This window comes from Streptomyces sp. 135, from assembly GCF_020026305.1.
GTDB lineage: Bacteria > Actinomycetota > Actinomycetes > Streptomycetales > Streptomycetaceae > Streptomyces.
Map to the genome: position 1 here is coordinate 7,320,948 of NZ_CP075691.1, position 21,793 is coordinate 7,342,740.

At 73.1% G+C, this 21,793-nt stretch carries 13 protein-coding genes; 8 read left to right on the forward strand and 5 right to left on the reverse strand.

Annotated features, from left to right (window positions below; genetic code table 11):
- Positions 1-107 precede the first annotated feature (107 nt).
- Entirely contained in the window at positions 108-7,739 is a 7,632-nt protein-coding gene (locus tag KKZ08_RS32870) for a type I polyketide synthase (protein ID WP_223777888.1), read from the forward strand.
- Positions 7,740-7,768: 29 nt separating this feature from the next.
- Here KKZ08_RS32870 and KKZ08_RS32875 read toward each other — a convergent pair whose 3' ends face one another.
- Both KKZ08_RS32875 and KKZ08_RS32880 read right to left on the reverse strand, forming a co-directional pair.
- Complete coding sequence (locus tag KKZ08_RS32875; RefSeq protein ID WP_223777889.1) at positions 7,769-8,536, reverse strand: hypothetical protein; 768 nt, start codon at positions 8,534-8,536, stop codon at positions 7,769-7,771.
- Between the two features lie 146 nt (positions 8,537-8,682).
- Positions 8,683-10,674 (reverse strand): heavy metal translocating P-type ATPase, encoded by a 1,992-nt coding sequence (locus KKZ08_RS32880; RefSeq protein ID WP_223777890.1) that lies wholly within the window; start codon positions 10,672-10,674, stop codon positions 8,683-8,685.
- A 100-nt stretch (positions 10,675-10,774) separates the two neighbouring features.
- Between KKZ08_RS32880 and KKZ08_RS32885 the strand changes: the two genes are divergently transcribed.
- A complete protein-coding gene (locus tag KKZ08_RS32885; RefSeq protein WP_223777891.1) occupies positions 10,775-11,125 on the forward strand; it encodes a metalloregulator ArsR/SmtB family transcription factor in 351 nt (116 codons plus the stop codon).
- A gap of 17 nt (positions 11,126-11,142) precedes the next feature.
- Here KKZ08_RS32885 and KKZ08_RS32890 read toward each other — a convergent pair whose 3' ends face one another.
- Positions 11,143-11,904: an NAD(P)H-dependent oxidoreductase gene (locus KKZ08_RS32890; protein ID WP_223777892.1), complete on the reverse strand. Its 762-nt coding sequence runs from the start codon at positions 11,902-11,904 to the stop codon at positions 11,143-11,145.
- A 163-nt stretch (positions 11,905-12,067) separates the two neighbouring features.
- Between KKZ08_RS32890 and KKZ08_RS32895 the strand changes: the two genes are divergently transcribed.
- The 5 genes from KKZ08_RS32895 to KKZ08_RS32915 all read left to right on the forward strand — a co-directional run bounded on the left by KKZ08_RS32895 (position 12,068) and on the right by KKZ08_RS32915 (position 19,095).
- A complete protein-coding gene (locus tag KKZ08_RS32895; RefSeq protein ID WP_223777893.1) occupies positions 12,068-12,901 on the forward strand; it encodes a M55 family metallopeptidase in 834 nt (277 codons plus the stop codon).
- Entirely contained in the window at positions 12,894-14,255 is a 1,362-nt protein-coding gene (locus KKZ08_RS32900; protein WP_223777894.1) for a M20/M25/M40 family metallo-hydrolase, read from the forward strand. Before KKZ08_RS32895 ends, KKZ08_RS32900 begins: the two co-directional genes overlap by 8 nt.
- Before the next feature lie 5 nt (positions 14,256-14,260).
- Complete coding sequence (locus KKZ08_RS32905; protein WP_223777895.1) at positions 14,261-16,267, forward strand: prolyl oligopeptidase family serine peptidase; 2,007 nt, start codon at positions 14,261-14,263, stop codon at positions 16,265-16,267.
- Positions 16,264-17,193, forward strand: a complete 930-nt coding sequence (locus KKZ08_RS32910) for an LD-carboxypeptidase (RefSeq protein WP_223777896.1) — start codon at positions 16,264-16,266, stop codon at positions 17,191-17,193. Before KKZ08_RS32905 ends, KKZ08_RS32910 begins: the two co-directional genes overlap by 4 nt.
- Before the next feature lie 132 nt (positions 17,194-17,325).
- Positions 17,326-19,095, forward strand: coding sequence for a CocE/NonD family hydrolase (locus tag KKZ08_RS32915; protein WP_223777897.1), 1,770 nt, complete (start codon positions 17,326-17,328; stop codon positions 19,093-19,095).
- A gap of 30 nt (positions 19,096-19,125) precedes the next feature.
- On the opposite strand, the gene KKZ08_RS32920 is transcribed toward KKZ08_RS32915, so the two are convergent.
- On the reverse strand, positions 19,126-19,482 hold the full coding sequence (locus tag KKZ08_RS32920; RefSeq protein ID WP_223777898.1) for a VOC family protein: 357 nt from the start codon (positions 19,480-19,482) through the stop codon (positions 19,126-19,128).
- A gap of 411 nt (positions 19,483-19,893) precedes the next feature.
- Here KKZ08_RS32920 and KKZ08_RS32925 point away from each other — a divergent pair, with 411 nt between their 5' ends.
- Complete coding sequence (locus KKZ08_RS32925) at positions 19,894-20,403, forward strand: phage holin family protein (protein ID WP_223777899.1); 510 nt, start codon at positions 19,894-19,896, stop codon at positions 20,401-20,403.
- 44 nt (positions 20,404-20,447) lie between these two features.
- Here the strand turns inward: KKZ08_RS32925 and KKZ08_RS32930 are convergent, their stop codons facing one another.
- Positions 20,448-21,545: an enolase C-terminal domain-like protein gene (locus KKZ08_RS32930; RefSeq protein WP_223777900.1), complete on the reverse strand. Its 1,098-nt coding sequence runs from the start codon at positions 21,543-21,545 to the stop codon at positions 20,448-20,450.
- Between the last annotated feature and the right edge of the window lie 248 nt (positions 21,546-21,793).

Below are 21,793 nucleotides of genomic sequence, written 5' to 3' on the forward strand. Positions count from 1 at the left end.
TGGCGTTTTGCTCCCTGTTGCTGTTCATTGCTGCCCACTGCTCCTCATTACTACCCATTACTACCTGTTACCCCGTTGCTGCCCGCTGTTCGCTGAAAGGCCGCCCTGTGACCCAGGATCTGGTTTCCGCCGCACCCGAGAGAGCCATCGCCGTCGTCGGCGTCTCCTGTCGCCTGCCGGGCGGCATCCACGACATGGACGGGCTGTGGACGGCTCTGTGCGAGGGGCGGGACGCGGTCGGCGAGGCGCCGAAGGACCGGTTCGACGCCCGCCGGTTCGCGGCCGGCGACATGCCGCGCACCGGCCGGAGCTACACCTCGGCCGGCGGTTTTCTCGACGACATCGCCGGCTTCGACGCCGCGTACTTCGGCATCTCGCCCAAGGAAGCCGCCCACATGGACCCGCAGCACCGGCTGCTGCTGGAACTGGCGGCCGAGGCGCTGGACGACGCGGCCATCGCGCCCGAGCGCATCGCCGGCACCGACACCGCTGTCTACGTCGGCATCTCCGACGCCTCCTACGGGGCGCTCCAGATGATGTCGCTGGAAACGGTCAGCCCGTACACGATGGCGGGCGCGGCCTCCTCTATCGCGGCCAACCGCCTCTCCCACGCGTTCGATCTGCGCGGCCCCAGCATGGCGGTGGACACCGCCTGTTCCTCCTCCCTCGTCGCCCTGGACCGTGCCTGCCACACCCTGTGGGCGGGCACGAGCCGGGTGGCCCTGTGCGGCGGAGCGAACATCCTGCTCAGCCCCTACCACTACGTGGGGTTCTCGCAGGCGTCCATGCTGTCGAGGCGGGGACACTGCGCCGCGTTCTCCGCCGAGGCCGACGGATTCGTACGCGCCGAGGGCGGCGGCATGGTGGTCCTCAAACCGCTGGCGGACGCCCTGGCCGCCGGTGACCGGGTGCTCGGCGTCATCCTCGGCAGCGGCAGCAACAGCGACGGCCGCACGATGGGCCTCGCGCTGCCCAGCGCCGAGGCGCAGGAGGAGCTGCTGCGCCAGGTGTACGCGCGAGCGGGCGTCGACCCGGACGAGGTCGTCTACTTCGAGGCCCACGGCACCGGCACCCCCGTCGGAGACCCCTTGGAGGCGCAGGCCATCGGACGGGCGCTCGGCGTACGCCGCATCAGCGGGGCGCTGCCCGTCGGTTCGGTGAAGACGAACCTCGGCCACCTCGAACCGGCGTCGGGCATGGCGGGGTTGTGCAAGGCCCTGCTGGTGCTGCGGCACCGCACCATTCCCCCGATGTTGCACGCCGACACCCCGCATCCGGACATCGACTTCACGGGTCTCGGCCTCGGACTCACCACCTCTCGGCAGCCGCTCCCCGCGAGTCCGACCGGCCGGCCCGTCGTCGGCGTCAACTCCTTCGGTTTCGGCGGGGCCAACGCCCACGTCACGCTCACCTCGGCACCGCCGCCCCCGGGTCCCGTGGCGTACAGCCCGCCGGTCGAGGGGCTGCCCCTGATGGTCAGTGCCCGCACGCCACGGGCGCTGTCGGCCGCCGCCGCGGCCATGGCCGAACGGCTGCGCGACGCGGACGACGACACGTTCTACGACCTCGCCTACACCTCGTGCCTGCGCCGTGGCGCGCACGAGCACCGCGCGGCCGTCCTCGCCCGGTCGCCGCGGGAAGCGGCCCGCGGCTTCGCGTCGCTGGCCGGGGACGCGCACGCGGACGTGCGGGAGGCCGACGAGGTGCCTGGAGCGGGCGGCGCCGACGCCGTGTCCGCCGCTGTCGCCCAGGCCACGATGTGCGGGCGGGTCGCGTTCGTCTTCTCCGGGAACGGCTCGCAGTGGGCGGGCATGGCGACCGACCTGCTGCGCGAGGAGCCGGTGTTCCGCAAGGCCGTCGAGGAGGCGGACGCCGAACTCGCGCCCCGGCTCGGCTGGTCGGTCCTGGACGAACTCGCGCTGCCCGCCGAGAAGTGGTCCCTGGCCGCCACCGAGGTGGCGCAGCCGCTGCTGTTCGCCGTGCAGATCGGCATCGTGGCCGTTCTGCGTGACCGGGGGGTCACGCCCGCGATGGTGCTGGGGCACAGCGTCGGTGAGGTGGCCGCCGCGTACGCAGGCGGCGCCCTGACCCTTGCCCAGGCGGCCCGGGTGATCGCCGAACGCAGCCGGGTGCAGGCTCGGACGGCGGGCCTCGGGCGCATGGCGGCCGTCGGACTCGGGCCCGAGCAGGCGGCCGAGGAGATCGCCCCCTGGGGCGGTGCGCTGGAGATCGCCGGTGCCAACGGTCCCAAGGACGTCACCATCGCCGGTGACGCCGACGCGCTGGCCGACCTCGGCGCCCGGCTCACCGAACGCGGCGTGTTCGTCCGTGACCTGGGCCTCGACTACGCCTTCCACAGCCGGGCCATGGACGGTCAGCGCGAGCCACTCGACACCGCGCTCCAGGGACTCACCCCACGCGAGAGCGACATCGCGCTGTACTCGACCGTGACCGGAGGCCGCATCTCGGGCACCGCGCTGGACGCCTCGTACTGGTGGCACAACGTACGGGAGCCGGTGTGCTTCACGGCCGCCGTCGAGCGGGCCCTGGACGACGGCGGAGACGTCCTCGTCGAGATCGGCCCGCACCCCGTGCTCCGCACCTACCTGCGCCGGATCATCGCCACGCGGGCCGGCACGCACGCGGTCGTCGTGCCCACCCTGAGCCGCGACACGAGCGGCAGTGGGCAACTGGCCGCGGTACCCGCCGCGTTGCTCGCCGCCGGAGCCACCACGGACTGGGACCGGTACTTCCCCCGGCCCGGACGCGTCGCGACCCTGCCCGCCTACCCCTGGCAGCGCGAGCGGCACTGGAACGGCGACGCGGACGCCTGGCACCGCAACGGCGCCCTCGTGCACCCCCTGCTCGGCGGACGCGTCACCGCACCGCACCCCGTCTGGGAGGGCAGCATCGAACCCGCGCTCCTCCCGTGGCTGACCGACCACCGCGTCGCCGGCTCCGTCGTCATGCCCGCCACGGGCTATGCGGAGATGGCCCTCGCGGCCGGGAGAGCCACGTTCGGCCACGCGGTCGAGGTGAGGCACCTGGACATCCTCACCGCTCTGGTCGTGCCCTGGGCCGAGGCGCCCGGCACCCGGACCCAGGTGGCGCTGCACCCGGACGACGGGATGCTGACGGTCACCAGCACCACCCACCACAACCCGGAGCCCCGCGCGCACATCAGGGCCCGCGTGCGGGCGTTGCTGGGCACCCGCCCCACGCCGCTGGACCTCGACGCGCTGGCGGAGCGCTGCCCGCGGCACCTCACGGGTGAGGAGCACTACCGGGCCTGCGCGGACGGTGGTCTCGACTACGGGCCGACGTTCCAGGTCCTCACCGGCCTCGACACCGGCACGGGCCAGGTGCTGGCCCGCTACCGGCACGACGCGCCGGGCCACCCGTACACCGCCCACCCCGCCCTGCTCGACGGCGCCCTGCAGGCGGGGGCCCCGCTGCTCGGGGACCTCGTCGAGGACGGGGCCGCGTTCCTGCCCGCGGCCATCGGCGCCGTCCGCGTGTGGGACGAGCCGTCACCCGAGGGCGTGGTGTGGGTCAGCGAACGCAGCCGCACACCGGACGAGGTGTGCTGGGACATCGTCCTGGCCGATGAGAACGGCCAGGTGCACGTGGAGTTGGAGGGCTGCCGGCTGAGGCGCGTCGCGGCGACGCGGCGCGCCCCCGTCCTGGTGCACCGCACCGAACTGCGCGCGGCCCCCCGCCTCGACAGGCCGGCCGCGCCCTCTCCGCTGCCCTCGCCCCGGCGCGTCGCGGAAGGGGCGGCCAGGACGATCGATGAGTTGACGGAGCGGCGCGCCGGCCTGGCGGTTCCGGCGGAGCTGGTGAAGGAGCACTTCGCGCGGTGGACGGCACAAGCCGTCGCCGGGCTGGTGTCCGACCCCGCACAGCCCTTCACCACGGCGGATCTGGTGGCGGGCGGAGCCCTTGAGAAGCACGCGCGTCTCTGGCCGATCCTCTTCCCCCTGATGGAACGGCATGGACTGCTCGAACCCGTCGGTGCCGGGCGGTGGCGGTTGACCGCGTCGCGGTTCCCGACCGAACACCTGGCGCGTCGGGCGGTCGCGGACAGCCCGGGCTTCGCCTGCGCGCTCGGCCTCGCCGTCCACCAGGGGCGAGCGATGGAGCGTGTCCTGCGCGGACAGGCCGACCCCATGGAACTCCTGGTAGCCGATCACAGCGCCCAGGCGATGGAACAGTTCTACGACGTCCTGCCGGTCACCCGATTCCTCAATCAGGTCGCTCAGGCCCTCGTCCGTGAGATCGTCGCCCAGTGGCCGCGGGGGCGGACCCTGCGCATTCTGGAGGTCGGGGCCGGGACGGGCGGCGCCACCGCCGCGCTGCTGCCGCTGCTGCCGAGCGACCGCACGCACTACACCTTCAGCGACGTCTCCGGCTTCTTCTTCCCCCGCGCCCAGAGCCGTTTCGCCGCCTACGACTTCGTCGAGTACCGCACCCTGGACCTGGCCGAGGACCCCGCGGCGCAGGGGTACACGCCGCACAGCTACGACCTCGTCGTCGCCGGATACTCCCTGCACACGGCACCGGACCTGGCCGACGCCCTGCGCAACGTGGCCACGCTCCTGGCACCCGGCGGGCACCTCCTGGCCATGGAACCCCACGACCCGATGGAGCTGGTGAGCTACTTCGGGTTCCTGGACAGCTTCTACGGCAACACCGACACCGAGCTGCGCCCTCACTCCTTGCTGCTGCCGAGCGAGGCCTGGCCCACCCTGTTGCGGGACTGCGGCTACAGCCAGGTGTTCCAGACGGGCCACGAGACGCCCTCGGGACAAGGCGACATCTCCGTCCTGCTCGCCGCCACCCCCTTCGAGGACGCGGCCGACGCCCCCGCGGCCGCCGGTCTCCCCTCCGAGGCCGCCGCCGACACGGCCGACACCGAAGCAGGGACGGAGCCTCCGTATCGGAGCGGCACCGCCTTCGTCGTGGCCATCGAGGCGGAGGCCGAGCGGGACCTGGCCGCCGCCACCGCCGACGCGCTGTGCCACCACGGCAGCCCGGCCCGCGTCATCGCCATGACCGACGACGATCCGACCTGGGCACAGGTGCTACGGGAGGCGCACGGTGAGCCCGGCACGGACACCGTCGCCGTCGTCCTCGTCCTCGGCGACACCTCCGCAACCGCACCGCGCGAACTGACGGCCCAGGCCGTCCACCGCGCCGAGGCGCTGCGCTCGCTGACCGCAGCGATGGACGAAGCGTCCCCCGCCGAACCCCCGCAGCTGTGGCTCGTCACCCGGCCCTGCGGCGCCATCCCCTCACCCGAGGTCACGCACGAACTGGACGCCGCCCTGTGGGGGATGACCCGCAGCCTGGTCAACGAGGTGATCGGGCTGGTCAGCCGCCGAGTCGGTCTGGAACGCACCGCGGACCAGGCCGCCGACGCACAGCGGCTGGCGCGGGAACTGCTGCGGCCCACGGAAGAGGACGAGGTCCTGCTCACCGCCGAGGACCGCTTCGTGCCCCGGGAACTGCCCCGCCCCCTCGCCCAGCCCTGTGACGGCACCGTGCCGTTCGCACTGCGGGTGGACAACCCCGGCCTGTCCTACCGGCTCGCCTGGGAAGAGCGCCCGCTGCCGCAACCCGGCCCGGGCGAGGTGCTGGTGGCCGTGCGGGCCACCGCGCTGAACTACCGCGACCTCATGCAGAGCGTCGGCCTGCTCCCGATGGAGGCCGTCGAGGGCACACCGACAGCCGACGGCCTCGGCATGGAGTGCTCGGGCATCGTCATCGCCTGCGGAGAGGGCGCCACGGACCTGGCACCCGGCGACCGGGTGGTGGGCCTGGCCCCCGCCTCGCTCGCCTCCCACGTGGTGGCCGACCAACGCGCGTTGTGGCCGCTGCCCGACGACGTCGGTTTCGCCGAAGCCGCCACCCTGCCCGTCGCCTGCTCGACCGTCCGCTACGGTCTGGGCACCCTCGCGCGGCTGCAGCCAGGTGAAACCGTCCTGGTGCACGGCGCGGCCGGTGGCGTCGGCCTCGCCGCCCTCCAGTACGCGGAAGCATGCGGCGCCCACGTGATCGCCACCGCGGGCAGCGAGCTGAAGCGCGACCTCCTGCGCTCACTCGGCGCGCGGCACGTACTGGACTCCCGCACCCTCGACTTCGCCGCGGAGGTCCAGGAGATCACCGAAGGCCGCGGCGTCGACGTGGTCCTCAACTCGCTGGCCGGGGAAGCCATGGTCCGCAGCCTGGAACTGCTCAGGCCGGGCGGCCGGTTCGTCGAGCTGGGCAAGCGGGACATCTACGAGAACAAGTCGCTGCCGCTGCGCCCGTTCCGCAAGAACATCGCCTTCTTCGGTCTGGACCTCATCCAGGTGCTCCAGGACGAACGGGAGGCCGAACAACTTCTCGCCACGACGAAGAAGGAGCTCACGGACAAGTCCTTCCGCCCGCTGCTGCACACCGCGTACCCCGCGACACGCGTCGATGACGCCTTCCGTCTCATGCAGCACTCCCGGCACATCGGAAAAGTCGTCGTCACCTTCGACCCGCTGGACGAGCCGCCTCTGATCGAACGGACACCGCCGGTCACCCGCCTCGACGCGACGGCCACCTATCTGGTCACCGGGGGCACCGGCGGATTCGGCGCGGCCACCGCCCTGTGGCTCGCCGGACTCGGCGCACGCCACGTCGCGCTGGTCAGCCGCCGGGGCGCCGAGGCCCCGGAGGCGGCGGACGTGCTGGCGGCGCTGACAGGGCGGGGCGTGACGGCCACGGCGTACGCGGCCGACGTCACGGACCCGCACGCCATGCGTGAGGTCGTGGCCCGCATCGATGCCACCGGGCATCCCCTGCGCGGCGTCGTGCACTGCGCGATGCACCTCGACGACGCCCTGCTCACCGAGCTGACCGGGGAGCGCCTGGCCGCGGTCATGGCACCCAAGATCACTGGGGCGGCGGTCCTCGACCTCCTGCTGCGGGAACGGGAGTGCGACCTGTTCCTGATGTACTCCTCCGAGACGGCGACCTTCGGGAATGTCAAGCAGGCGCCGTACGCGGCGGGCAACCTCTACCTCGAAGCCCTCGTCCGACGCCGGCGCCGCGACGGTCTGGCCGGCCTGGCCCTCGCCTGGGGAGCCGTCGGGGAGACCGGTTATGTGGCCCGCAACGGCCTGGGCCACTCCCTGTCCACCATGGGCTTCGGACTGCTCCGCCCGGCGGAGGCCTTCACCGTCGCCGAGACCCTCCTGGGGAGCGATGCCGAGGTCACCGGCGTCTTCCGGGGCGAGTTGGGCCGGCTGATGAAGGTCATGCCGTCCGTCTCCAGCCCACGCCTGTCGCCACTGGTACCGGAACAGGGCGAGGCAGGGGACATGGACCAGGAGGAACTGCTGCGCACGCTCTCCCAGATGTCCGGCGAAGAGGCCATCGCCTACCTGACCGAGGCCCTCGCCAGAGTCCTGGCGGGGATTTTGCAGATGGACGCCGACCAGATGGACCCGCACCAGCGATTGGACTCCTACGGGATGGACTCCCTGATGGGGACCGAACTCCTGGTCACCCTGAACCGGCGCTTCGCAGTGGACATCCCGCCCATGGAACTCCTGCGCAGCAGCACGGGCACGCTCACCGACGTCGCTCAGACGCTGTACCTCCGGTTGGGCCTGCGCTCCTCCGAAGGGCCCGCGCCGAGCCTGCCCACCGTCCCGCACCAGGCACGTAAGGCCCACGCGGAAGAGACGAGCGTGCCGGCCACCTGAGGGCGCCCGGCACGCGCGGCCCGGCCCCGTCAAGGGACCGGGCGCCGGGTCAGGGTGTGGTCCTGCGGGCGGAAGGTGCGGAGCAGGTTTCGGTACGCGATGACGGACCGCGGCCACAGGGCGGTGTTGTGCCCTGTCCGCGGGTTGAGGTACCAGCTGTCGCAGCCGGTCGCCCACGTCGAACCGGACGTGTGGTCGCGCAGCTGCCGTCGGTACGTGTGCCACGCCTCCCGGGTGGCTTCGATCGCCTGGGCCCCGGTGCGCTCCAGGTGACCCAGGCAGGCCAGCACGTGGTCGAGTTGCGCCTCCAGCATGAGGACCAGGGAGGAGTGGCCCAGTCCGCTGTTGGGGCCGAGCAGGAGGAACAGATTGGGCAAGCCGGGCACGGTGACGTTGTTGTGCGCCGCCATGCCCTCGCCCCAGTGCTCCGCCAGCGTCCGGCCGTCCGTACCGGTGACGCGGTGGGAGACCGGAGGGTCGAAGACGCGGAAGCCGGTGGCGAACACGATGACGTCCGCGGGCCGTCGGTTGCCGTCGGCGGTGGTGATGGTGCGGGGGCCGATCTTCTCGACGCCCTGGGCGACGACGTCGACGTTGGGCTGCCGGAGGGCCGGATAGTAGTCGCTCGCGAGCAGGATGCGTTTGCAGCCGACGCGGTACGAGGGGCGGGTGGGCCCGCGCAGTGCCGTGGCCCGCAGTTGAAGGAGCCGGTGCAGATGGGCAGCGGCGGCGGCCGCCACGCGCGCCCAGGCGGTGTCGGGGCGCGAGCGTGCCCCGGGGGAGGTGAGATCGAGCACGGGCAGGCACTCTTTCAGCACCCGTCGCGGGCGGGGCCGTCCACTGGTGCATCCGGGCGACATACGGTCGGCGCTTCGCTCGCATGGAGCAGGCACGCACGGCCGGGCCGCCTCCGCCGGCGCCACCTCGAACGACACGGCGCCCCTCAAGTCGTGTCGCCTCCTTGCCGCCACGCCGAACTCCGCAGCAGCCGCAGGCCGTTGAGACCGACCAGGATGGTCGAACCCTCGTGGCCCGCGACGCCGAGGGGCAGTGGCAGATGGCCCGCCAGGTCCCAGATCACCAGTGCGCCGATGCAGACGGAGGCGATGACCAGGTTCTGCACCACCACGCGGCGGGCCCGCCGGGAGAGGGCCACGACGGCGGGGACCGTGGCGAGTTCGTCCCGGACCACCACCGCGTCGGCGGTCTCCAGGGTCAGGTCGGAGCCGGTCCTGCCCATGGCGATGCCGCTGTGCGCGGCGGCGAGCGCGGGCGCGTCGTTCACGCCGTCGCCGACGACGAGCACCCGCTCGCCCCGCTCCTCCCACTCCCGTACGGCCGCCACCTTGTCCTGCGGCAGGAGCCCCGCCCGGACGTCCTCGATGCCGGTCTCCCGCGCGAGGCGCGCCGCGGCGTCGGAGGTGTCGCCGGTCAGCAGTACCGGGGAGGAGCCGGTCAGTCCACGCAGGCCCGCGACCGCCTCCGCGGCCCCGGCGCGCGGCAGGTCGGCGAGGCGCAGCAGGGCCGCGGGGACGTCGTCGACCACGACCAGGACGACCGTGCGGGCGTCGCCGTCCGCCGCGGCCCGCGTCATCGCGTCCACCGCCATGACCGACGTACGGGAAGCTTCGTCGGCGGCGGCGAGGAGCCGGTCCGGGCTGCCGACCCGGACGACGCGGCCCGCGACGACCGCGCGCACGCCGCGCCCCGGAGCGGCGGCGAAGTCACCCGCGGCCGCCAGGGCGAGACCGCGCTCGCGGGCGGCGCCGACCACGGCGCGGGCGAGCGGGTGTTCGCTGGGGTGCTCGGCGGCCGCGGCCAGCGCCAGCACCTCGTCCTCGGTGAGGCCGGCGCCCGGCAGCGTCCGGATGTCCGTGAGGCGGGGTGCGCCCTCGGTGAGCGTCCCCGTCTTGTCCAGGGCGACCTTGGTCACCGCGCCGAGCCGCTCCATCACGACGGCGGACTTCACGAGCACGCCGTGCCGGCCCGCGTTGGCGATCGCGGAGAGCAGCGGCGGCATCGTCGCCAGCACCACCGCGCACGGCGAGGCCACGATCATGAAGGTCATGGCCCGCAGCAGCGTCTCGGTGAACGCGGCACCGAGGGCGAGCGGCACGGCGAACAACGCGAGCGTGGCGACCACCACGCCCACCGAGTACCGCTGCTCGACCTTCTCGATGAACAGCTGCGTGGGCGCCTTGGTCTCGCTGGCCTCCTCGACCATCGTCACGATGCGGGCGATGACGGAGTCCGCCGGGTCCCGGCCGACGCGTACGCGCAGCGCGCCCGTGCCGTTGAGGGTGCCCGCGAACACCTCGTCGGCCACCTCCTTCGCCACCGGCAGCGGCTCACCGGTGATGGTGGCCTGGTCGACCTCGCTGCTGCCGTCGAGCACGGCGCCGTCGGCGGGCAGCCTCTCGCCGGGCCGTACGAGAACGATGTCGCCGATCCGCAGCGCGTCCGCCGCCACCCGCTCCTCGCCGCCCTCCGCGTCGATCCGCAGCGCCATCGCGGGCGCGAGGTCCAGCAGCCCGCGCACGGAGTCCGCCGTGCGCCGGGTCGCGAGGGCCTCAAGGGCCCCGGAGACCGCGAAGATCACGATGAGCAGGCCGCCGTCGAGGTACTGCCCGATGGCCGCGGCGCCGAGGGCCGCCACCACCATCAGAAGATCGACGTCCAGGCTCCGCTCCCGCAGCGCCCGGAGCCCCGCCACGCCCGGCTCCCAGCCGCCGGCCGCGTAACAGAGCGCGTAGAGGGGGCCCCACGCCCAGGCGGGGGCCCCGGCGAGGTCCAGCGGGAACGCGAGCAGGAACGCGGCCGTGGCCAGCGCGGCCCAGCGGACCTCGGGCAGGGCGACGAGCCGGGTGCGGCGCGCCGGCGCGGGCGCGGCGGTGGCGGCCGGACGGGGCCGGTCGCCCACCAGGGCGGAAGACATCGGGGCACACCTCGTGTTCGGGGACGCTTCGGGGACGGTCCTTCCACCATAGCGGAACACATGAAGAGGTCTTCAATTATGCGACGAGTAGGATTGCCGCATGGGACACGGAGCCGACAGCGAGATCACCCCTGCGACGCACCTCGACGCGGACTCCGCCGCCACGATCGCCGCCACGCTGCAAGCGCTCGCCACACCGTCCCGCCTGATGATCCTCACCAAGCTGCGCCAGGGCCCGTGCGGCGTCGGCGCGCTCGCCGAGGCGGTCGGCATGGAACAGTCGGCGGTCTCCCACCAGTTGCGCCTGCTGCGTGCCCTCGGCCTCGTCACCGGTTCCCGGCAGGGCCGCCGCATCGTCTACAGCCTCTACGACAACCACGTGGCCCAGCTCCTTGACGAGGCCGTCTACCACATCGAGCACCTGCGCCTCGGCGCGCGGGACCTCCCGTGACCAGGGGGCCGACGGCCTCAGCGGTGTACGCCGACTCCTGACCGGCCCGGGGCGAACTCCGGCCGCAGCACCAGATCCTCGTCGTACGCCCCCGCGTTCTCGTGGCGGAAAGGCAGCGGCCGCTCGGTGGGCAGCGTGCGCAGGCGTTCGCGCAGGGCCGCCGCGTCCCGCGCGTGGTCCGCCGCCGTGAGCCGGTCCGCGCCGTACACCACGAACGGCGGGAGCGCCGCCATGCCGGTGTACCAGAACGTCCCGTGCAGCAGCGGGAACAGCACCTCCTCCAGGTGCCCGTGGATGCCGCGCGGGCCGAAGCCGGACTCCCGGGCGCCGACCGACGTGACGATCAGCGCGCGCTTCCCTGCCAGGCCGCCGTCGCCGTAGCGCAGGGCGCGGCCGTCGGGGCCCGCGACACCGAAGCCGAAGCCCTGGACCAGGACGCGGTCGAACCAGCCCTTGAGGATCGCGGGCGGCCCGAACCACCAGAGCGGGAAGTGGAAGACGAGCGTGTCCGCCCAGGCGATCTTCTCCTGCTCGCCGACGATGTCCGCGCTCAACGTCCCGGACGCGTGGGCGCGTTCCTGCTCCGCCCCCACGAAGAGACGCTCGCGCGGCGGGTCCCCGAAGTCGTCGGCGTCCACGGTGGCCTTCCAGCCCATGGCGTACAGATCGGAGACGCGGTGCTCGTGCCCGAGCGCCTCCAGGGTACGCAGCCCGTCGCGCATCAGGGAGCCGTTCAGGGAGCGCTGTTCGGGGTGGGCGAAAATCCAGAGAACCTTCATGCCCCGATCGTGCGGGGCCCCTCTCGGCGGCAACGAGTGGCCAGAAGGCCAGGTGCCGCAAGGATCTGGCCACTCCCGCCATGCCGCGTGCCCCACGTGAGGCCCTGGTTAGGGTTGGTGTTCGACCGGCAGGTACGAGACACGGCAGTGAAGAGAGGGACGGGTGAAGATCCTCATCAGCGCCGACATGGAGGGCGCCACCGGAGTGACCTGGCCGGCCGACGTGCTGCCGGGCACCGCGCAGTGGGAGCGGTGCCGGACGATGTTCACCTCGGACGTGAACGCCGCCGTGCTCGGTTTCTTCGACGGCGGTGCCGACGAGGTGCTCATCAACGAAGCGCACTGGACCATGCGCAACCTGCTCCTCGAAGAGCTGGACGAGCGGGCCCAGATGCTCACCGGGCGGCACAAGTCGCTGTCCATGGTCGAGGGCGTCCAGCACGGTGACGTGGACGGCATCGCGTTCCTCGGCTACCACGCGGGCGCCGGCATGGAGGGCGTCCTCGCGCACACCTACCTCGCCAACCAGATCACCGGCGTCTGGGTCAACGGCGTACGCGCCAGCGAAGGGCTGCTCAACTCCCATGTCGTCGCCGAGTACGGCGTCCCCGTGGTGCTCGTCACCGGCGACGACCTGGCCTGCGAGGACGCCCTCGGGTACGCGCCCGGCGCCTTGAAGGTCGCCGTCAAGGACCACGTGTCGCGCTACGCCGCCGTCTGCCGCACCCCGGCCCGCACCGCCGCCGACATCCGGGCCGCCGCCAAGGACGCCGCCGCACTCGCGGTGCGCCACGAACCGGTCGTGGGCGGACCGTTCACCGTGGAGGTCGAGTTCGACGCCGAGCACCTGGCGATGGCCTCGACGGTCGTGCCGGGAGTGCGCCGTACGGGGGAGCGCAAGGTCGCGTACGACAGCGAGACGATGTACGAGGGGATCCGTACCTTCAAGGCGGTTACGACGATCGCCTCCGCCGCCGTGGAGGAGCAGTATGGCTAGCCAGCAGCAGGAGCCCGGGGGTCAGGCCGACCACGACCAGGTGGACGCGCGGGCGCTCGACGAGGTCGTCACCTTCACCTCCGAACTCATCCGCATCGACACCACCAACCGCGGCGGCGGCGACTGCCGCGAGCGGCCCGCCGCCGAGTACGCCGCCGAACGCCTCGCCGACGCGGGCCTCACCCCCACGCTCCTGGAACGCGCCCCGGGCCGCACGAACGTCGTCGCCCGCATCGAGGGCACCGACCCGGGCGCCGACGCGCTGCTCGTCCACGGCCACCTCGACGTCGTACCCGCGGAGGCGGCCGACTGGAGCGTGGACCCGTTCTCCGGCGAGATCCGCGACGGCGTCGTCTGGGGCCGCGGCGCGATCGACATGAAGAACATGGACGCGATGATCCTCGCGGTCGTACGGAGGTGGGCGCGCGCCGGGGTGCGGCCCCGGCGGGACATCGTGGTCGCCTTCACCGCCGACGAGGAGGCCAGCGCCGCCGACGGCTCCGGGTTCCTCGCCGACCGGCACGCGCCGCTCTTCGAGGGCTGCACGGAAGGCATCAGCGAGTCGGGGGCCTTCACCTTCCACGACGGGCGCGGCAACCAGCTGTACCCGATCGCGGCGGGCGAGCGCGGCACGGGCTGGCTCAAGCTGACCGCCCGCGGCAAGGCGGGCCATGGCTCCAAGGTGAACCGCGCCAACGCCGTGAGCCGGCTGGCCGCCGCCATCGCCCGCATCGGCGAGCACCGCTGGCCGGTCCGGCTCACGCCGACCGTGCGCGCCTCGCTCGTCGAACTGGCCGCGCTCTACGGCCTGGAGAGCGACCCCGAGGCGCCCGGCTTCGACGTCGACGCCTTCCTGGAGAAGCTCGGCCCGACCGCCGCGCTCGTCGAACCCACCGTCCGCAACAGCGCGAACCCGACGATGCTCCAGTCGGGTTACAAGGTCAATGTGATTCCTGGGGAGGCCGTGGCCTACGTCGACGGCCGCTTTCTGCCCGGCGGCGAGGAAGAGTTCCGCCACACGCTTGACCTGCTCACCGGCCCTGACGTCGACTGGGAGTTCCACCACCGCGAGGTGGCGCTCCAGGCGCCGGTCGACTCGCCGACGTACGCGAGGATGCGGGCGGCCGTCGAGGAGTTCGCGCCCGAGGGGCACGTCGTGCCGTACTGCATGTCGGGCGGTACGGACGCGAAGCAGTTCTCGCGGCTCGGCATCACCGGCTACGGCTTCTCGCCGCTGAGAACACCGGAGGGCTTCGACTACCAGGCGCTCTTCCACGGAGTCGACGAGCGCGTCCCCGTCGACGCACTGCACTTCGGCGTCCGTGTCCTCGACCGCTTTCTGCGCACGGCCTAGGAAAAATGGGGGAAGTACAGGACATGATGCAGACCCGCGCGTACGGATCATGGCCGTCGCCGATCGACGCCGAGCTGGCCGCCACCCACGACGGCGCGCCGGGGTACGTGGGCTTCGTCGGCGGCGAGGCGTGGTGGACCGAACCGCGCCCCACCGAGGGCGGCCGCCGCGCCCTGGTGAGACGGCTCCCCGACGGCGCGGAGCGCTCGGTGCTGCCCCCGCCGTGGAACGTGCGCAGCCGCGTCGTCGAGTACGGCGGCCGCCCCTGGACCGGGGCCGAGGGACCCGAGGGCCCGCTGCTCGTCTTCGCGAACTTCGCCGACCAGCGCCTGTACGCGTACGAACCCGACGCCCCGGACGCGGCGCCGCGCCCCCTGACGCCGCTCGGCGACATCGGCGGCGGCCTGCGCTGGGCCGAACCGGTGCTCCGCCCCGACCGGGGCGAGGTGTGGTGCGTCCTTGAGGAGTTCACCGGGCCGCACCCCACCGACGTGCGCCGCGTCATCGCCGCGGTGCCCCTCGACGGCTCGGCGGCCGAGGACCGCGGCGCGGTGCGCGAACTGTCCGACGGCGCCCACCGGTTCATCACGGGCCCGCGTCTGTCGCCGGACGGAACCCGCGCCGCCTGGATCGGCTGGGACCATCCCCGCATGCCGTGGGACGGCACGGACCTGGTCCTCGCCGACGTGCGGGACGACGGCACCTTCGCAGCGGCCCGCACCTTCGCCGGCGGCCCCGAGGAGTCCGTCGCGCAGGTCGAATGGGCGCCGGACGGACGTCTGCTGTTCTCCAGCGACCGCACCGGCTGGTGGAACCTGTACCGCGCGGTGCCGGACGACGCGGGCAGCGTACGCCCGCTCTGCCCGCGCGAGGAGGAGTTCGCCGGGCCCCTGTGGCAGACCGGCCTCACCTGGTTCGCGCCGCTGGACAGCGGACTGATCGCCGTCGTGCACGGCAAGGGCGCCACCGCGCTCGGCATACTCGACCCCGAGACCGGCGAGGTCGTCGACGCGGCGGGCCCCTGGACGGAGTGGGCCTCCACCGTCGCCGCGCACGGCCCCCGCGTGCTCGGCGTCGCCGCCAGCCCGCGCAGCGCGTACGAGGTCGTGGAACTGGACACCGGCACCGGCCACGCCCGCGTCGTCGGCGCCTGCCACGACGACCCGGTGGACCCCACGTACTACCCCGAACCCCAGATCCGCACCTTCGCGGGCCCCGCCGGACGCACCGTCCACGCCCACATCTACCCGCCGCACCACCCCGGCCACGTCGCGCCCGACGAGGAGCTGCCGCCGTACGTGGTGTGGGCGCACGGCGGCCCCACCGGCCGCTCGCCGCTCGTCCTCGACCTGGCCATCGCCTACTTCACCTCGCGCGGCATCGGCGTCGCCGAGGTCAACTACGGCGGCTCCACGGGGTACGGGCGCGCCTACCGCGACCGGCTGCGCGAGCAGTGGGGCATCGTGGACGTGGAGGACTGCGCGGCCGTCGCCCTGGCCCTGGCCGACGAGGGCACGGCCGACCGCGCCCGCCTCGCGATCCGCGGCGGCAGCGCGGGCGGCTGGACCACGGCCGTGTCCCTGGCCACCACCGACGTCTACGCCTGCGGGACCATCATCTACCCCGTTCTCGACCTCGCGGCGTTCGCCTCGGGGGAGACCCACGACCTGGAATCGCGCTACCTGGAATCCATCGTCGGCCCGCTCGACGAGGTGCCGGGGCGGTACGCGGAGCGGTCGCCGCTGGAGCACGCCGAGGGTGTCACCGTCCCCTTCCTGCTGCTCCAGGGGCTCGACGACGTGGTCTGTCCGCCCGCCCAATGCGAACGGTTCCTCGCCGAGATGGAGGGGCGCGGCATCCCGCACGCCTACATCGCCTTCGAGGGGGAGGGGCACGGCTTCCGCCGCGCCGACACGATGGTCCGCGCCCTGGAGGCCGAACTCTCCCTCTACGCCCAGGTGTTCGGAATCGACCTCGCGGGACCGCCGCCGACCCTGGAGCTCGCCAAGTGAGACCCCTCGTACGGCCCGCGCGCCTGACCCCCGGCGCGCGCGTCGCCGTCGTCGCGCCGAGCGGCCCCGTCCCCGAGGAGCGCCTGGAGGCGGGCCTGGACATCCTGCGCGGCTGGGACCTGGACCCGGTCGTCATGCCCCATGTCCTTGACCGCCACCCGGAGTTCGACTACCTCGCGGGGACGGACGCCGACCGCGCGCGCGACCTGGAGCGGGCGTGGTGCGACCCGGCCGTCGCCGCCGTGTTCTGCGCCCGCGGCGGGTACGGCGTCCAGCGCATGGTCGACCTCGTCGACTGGACCGCCCTGCGGGCGGCCGGGCCGAAGGTGTTCCTCGGCTACAGCGACATCACCGCGCTGCACGAGGCGTTCGCCACGCGGCTCGGGCTCGCCACCCTGCACGGCCCGATGACCGCCACGGCCGACTTCCTCAAGAACGCGGACGCCCAGGACCACCTGCGCGCCACGCTGTTCACCCCGGAGGAAGTGCGGGTGATCACCGCGCCCGCGCGTGCCACACCCCTGGTCGGCGGCCGGGCCAGGGGCGTCACGCTCGGCGGCTGCGTTTCGCTGCTCGCCGCCGAGATCGGGACGCCGGGGGCGCGGGCCGGTGCGCGTGGCGGCCTGCTGTTCCTGGAGGACATCGGCGAGGAGGCGTACCGCCTGGACCGCATCCTCACCCAGCTCCTGCGCGCCGGCCGGCTGGACGGTGTCGCAGGGATCGCCCTCGGCTCCTGGGAGCTGTGCGGGCCGTACGACACAGTGCGCCGCCTCTTCGCCGACCGGCTCGGCGGACTCGGCGTGCCCGTGGTCGAGGAGTTCGGCTTCGGGCACTGCGACGGGGCGCTGACGGTGCCGTTCGGGGTGGCCGGTGAACTGGACGCGGACGCGGGGACGTTGACGCTGGATGTCCCCGCGCTGACCTGACACGCGCGCTCCCGGAAGAAACCGCTGTCACGGTCGTTGACCTGGCTCTGACACGTGTCACAACATGAGCGGGGCCGGCACTTACCGGTCAGTAGTCGCCAGTTGTCGGATGTCCTCAGCGTGGAGGTCCCCTTGTCCCGTCGCCGTGCCCTGACCCTCGCCGCAGCGGCGGCGCTCGCCGCGCCGCTCGCCGTCGCCGCGCCCGCCCCGGCCGGCGCGGCGGAGCGATACACCGTCACCGCGCTGAAGTTCACCGTCCAGGCGGGCGGCAGGAGCTGCACCGTCGACGCCGACCTGTACCGGCCCGCCGGGGTGGACGCCGCGCATCCCGCCCCCGCGGTGCTCTCCACCAACGGCTTCGGCGGCAGCAAGTCCGACGGATCGACCGCCGCGGTCGGCAAGGCGTTCGCCGAGCGCGGCTACGTCGGTCTCGTCTACTCCGGCCTCGGCTTCGGCAGGTCCGGCTGCCTGATCTCCCTGGACGACCCGGAGATCGACGGCAGGGCCGCCTCCGGGCTCGTCGACTTCCTCGCCGGTGAGCGGGCCGCCGACGACGGCACCAAGGTCGACTACGTCACCGCCGACCGTGTGGGCGACCCGCGTGTCGGCATGATCGGCGGTTCGTACGGCGGCGCCGTCCAGCTCGCGACCGCCGCCGTGGACCGCCGGGTCGACGCCCTCGTCCCGATGATCACCTGGCACGACCTGGCGTACTCCCTCGATCCGAACAACGCCGCCGACCGGAGCGTGCCCGGCGCCGCCAAGTGGCAGTGGATGAACGGCTTCTACCTCATCGGCGAGGGTCAGCCGCTGCTCGTCCCGAACCTCGATCCGTCGCGCGTCAACCGCCTCGGCTGCCTGCACTTCGTCACCAAGGCCTGCGAGACGATCCGCACGCTCAACTCCGGCCGCTATCCGGCGGACCGCACCAAGGCCCTCCAGGAGTTCGCGCGCGGCGTCTCCCCGGTCTCGTACCTCGACAAGGTGAAGGCGCCCACGCTCCTCGTGCAGGGCCAGGCCGACACTCTCTTCAACCTCAACGAGGCCGAGGCGACGTACAGGACGCTCACGGCGCAGGGCACCCCGGCGAAGATGATCTGGCAGTCCTGGGGCCACAGCGGCGGCGTGCGGGACGCGGCGTCGGGCGAACTCAACCTGGAAGAGGGGAACTTGGAGACGTCGTATGTGGGGCGGCGGATCCTCGCCTGGTTCGACCGCTACCTCCAGAAGAAGAAGGGCGTCGACACCGGCCCCGCCTTCGCCTACCGCCGCGACTGGATCGGCGACCCGGACACCACCTACGCCACCGCCTCCAAGGTCCCGCCGCTCGACCGCAAGCTGTACCTGTCCGGCGACGGCAAGCTGGTCGACAACCGCGCGAAGGTGGCGCGCGGCAGCCGCGAGTACCGCAACCGGCTCGTCCCGACGAGCCATTCGGAGTCCTCACTCGCGGGACTGATCGGCCTGCCCGACCCCGCCCCGTACGACACCAGGGGCACCTACCTGGACTGGACGACCGAGCCCCTCACGGAGGATATGGACGTCGTCGGCGCCCCCAGGGCCACCCTGAAGGTGATCTCGCCGAGGACCGAGCGCGTGCAGCACTCCGGTGACGCGGCCGACAAGCTGGTCCTCTTCGCCAAGCTCTACGACGTGGCGCCCGACGGCAAGAAGACGCTCGTCCACCGGCTCGTCTCACCCGTGCGGGTGCCGGACGTGACGAAGCCGTTCACCGTGTCGCTGCCGGGCATCGTGCACCGCTACGAGAAGGGCCACCGGCTGCGGTTCGTGGTGGCGGCGAGCGACGGCGCGTACCTCGGCAACAAGGGCGTCAAGCCGGTCACGGTGACCAGCGCGCCCAAGGAAACCGGCGTCCTCGACCTGCCCGTGGTCCGCCACTGATGCCACCCGCCCCGCCGTGGAGGATGCGGGTCAGGTCGCGGCGACGCGGCGGTCCACGTACTCGAAGACGGCGCCGTCCGGGTGCATCGCGATGAGGTTGCGCCCGGCGGGGGTCGGGACCGGGCCCGCGATGACCCGGGCGCCGGAGGCGTTCAGCACGGCGTACGCCTCATCCACGTCCCGCACCGCGATGGTCGCCGTGACCTTGCGGAGCACTTCCAGTTCCTGCTCGGGGCCGCTCATCAGCAGGAAGCAGCCGACCGCGGCCACGGACACGCCGCCGCGTTCGAAGCGCATCGCCTTGCCGCCCGCGAGGCGCTCGTAGAACGCGACCGAGGACTCCAGGTCCTCGACGCAGACGCGCAGCGTGGTTCCCAGGATCTCCATGATTGGAACGCCCTCACCTCTGTGACCGGCCAACGGCTCAGCAACGATTTCATGATTGCCCGCCCCCTCGCCACCGCCTCCGGCGAGGAGGTGACCTCAACTCGCCGGTCCGCCGGGCGCGATGGAGGGCGGCACCGTCCGGTGCCGCCCTCCGACCGTCTCGCCCGCCGTTCAGGACTGGGGACGGCTGCCGTGGTTCGCGCCGTTCTTGCGGCGGGCCTTCTTCTTGCGGCGTCGCTTCGAGGACATGGATACCTCCGTGTATCTGTGGTGCTTCCCGGGTGCGGACCCAGGCGATCACGCGCCGCCTACCCAGTCGGCGCACCTGCCAAGGTGTGGCCTGCGTCACGCCGCCGCGTGCCGCGCCGCGGCGTGCCGTTACCGGCCGGGGCCTTCGGGTACCCGGCGGCCATGACTGGCCCCGAGAAACCTCTGACCGGCCTCGACAAGCAGCCGTTCGACAAGGCCCTGACCGACGAGCTGGTCCGCACGATCCGCACCGAACTGCGCGAGGAGTTCCGCGAGCAGACCAAGAAGCAGCGGCGCAAGGCCACGCTGTACGCCGCGTCGGGCGCCACCGCGCTCTACGCGGGCGCCGCGATCGCACTCGCCGCCGGGCTCGCCCTGGACCTTGCCCTGCCGGACTGGGCGGCGGCCCTGATCGTGGCCGCACTGCTCGGCGTCGCGGCGCTGCTGCTGCGCAACGCGGCACGACCGCGTGCGGGGCGCCCGACGCTTACCGGTACGCGGACCCGCGGTAAGCATACCGGTCGCCCCGGCCTCTCCCCGGACGGCCTCACCGCCCCCGGCGCCCCCCAGGGCGGCCCCTCCGCCCCCGCGGCCCCGCCGATGCCGCCCACGGCCCCCACCGTCCCCCGGGAGACGCCGGGCGGGGGTGACGGGGAGCGCGGGGAGCGCTGACAGGCACTTCCCGCCTGGGATCGCTCCCGTGGGTGGGCGCGTGTTCACACCACCCGGAACTCCTCCACCTCGTCCGTGCGCAGCTCCAGGCCGAGCCCGACGCCGCCCTCGGGGCGGACCACGCCGCCGGTCGGGTCCAGCGCGCCGTCGAAGAACATCGACTCGATCCGCACATGGTCGTGGAACCACTCGACGTGCCGCAGATTGGGCACGCACGCGGCGACCGCGGCATGCGCGTGCGGCGCGCCCAGTGCCGAGACCTCCAGGCCGTGCGCCTGCGCCAGGGCCGCCGCGCGTAACCACTCCGTCAGGCCGCCGCAGCGCGTCGCGTCGACCTGGAGGCAGTCCACGGAGGGGATCATGCGCGCGAAGTAGGGCAGGTCGTAGCCGTACGCGCCCGCCGTCACGTCACACACCAGCGCGTCCCTGACCTGCGCGAGCCCTTGCAGGTCGTCCGAGGACACCGGTTCCTCGAACCAGCCCACGCCGTGCTCGGCGAGCACCCTGCCCACCCGCACCGCCTGCTTGCGCGTGTAGCCGCCGTTGGCGTCGACGTACAACTCGGCCTGGGGCCCGATGACTTCACGCGCGGTGCGGACCCGCGACACGTCACGGGCCGCCGCCCGCCCCCAGCGCTCCCCGACCTTGATCTTGACGCGCGGGATGCGCTGACCGTGCACCCAGCCGTTGAGCTGCGCCGCCAGATGCGTGTCGTGGTACGTGGTGAAGCCGCCGCTGCCGTAGACGGGCACCTCGTCGCGGGCCGCCCCGAGGAGACGTACGAGAGGCAGCTCCAGGAGGCGGGCCTTCAGATCCCACAGGGCGATGTCGACCGCCGAGATCGCGCAGGCCGCGGCGCCGGGGCGGCCGGTGTTGCGGACCGCCTGCACCATGGCGTCGTGCGCGGCGGGCACGTCGAGGGCGTCGCGCCCCACGATGACCGGGGTCAGCTGCTCGTCGACCAGGGCGGCGACGGAAACGGGTGCGTAGGTCCAGCCGGTGCCCGTCGCGTCGCCCGCGGTGATCTCGACGATGACGATCGTCGTCGTGTCCCAGGCGAAGGTGCCGTCCGCCTCTGGCGCGTCCGCGGGCACCGTGTACGCGGAGACGACGGGCCGTTCGATGGAGACTGCGTCCTTCATCTGGACTTCCTCGGTTCATGGTTCATGGCGCGGGGATGCGGTGGCCGTACGGGGCGAACGCCCGGGGGAGCGGGGGAGCGGGGGCGGGCAGGGCGCGGCGGCCGAGGGCACGGAAAGGTGCCTCCGGTGCGGTGGGCGAAGCTGGTCGGATACGGCTTCGGGTAACCCGGAGGAGCGGCGACAAACGGCGTCCGCAGCGGTGCCGACCTCGGATTTCGACACCCCGCGGGCGGGCCCGTACGCGCGCC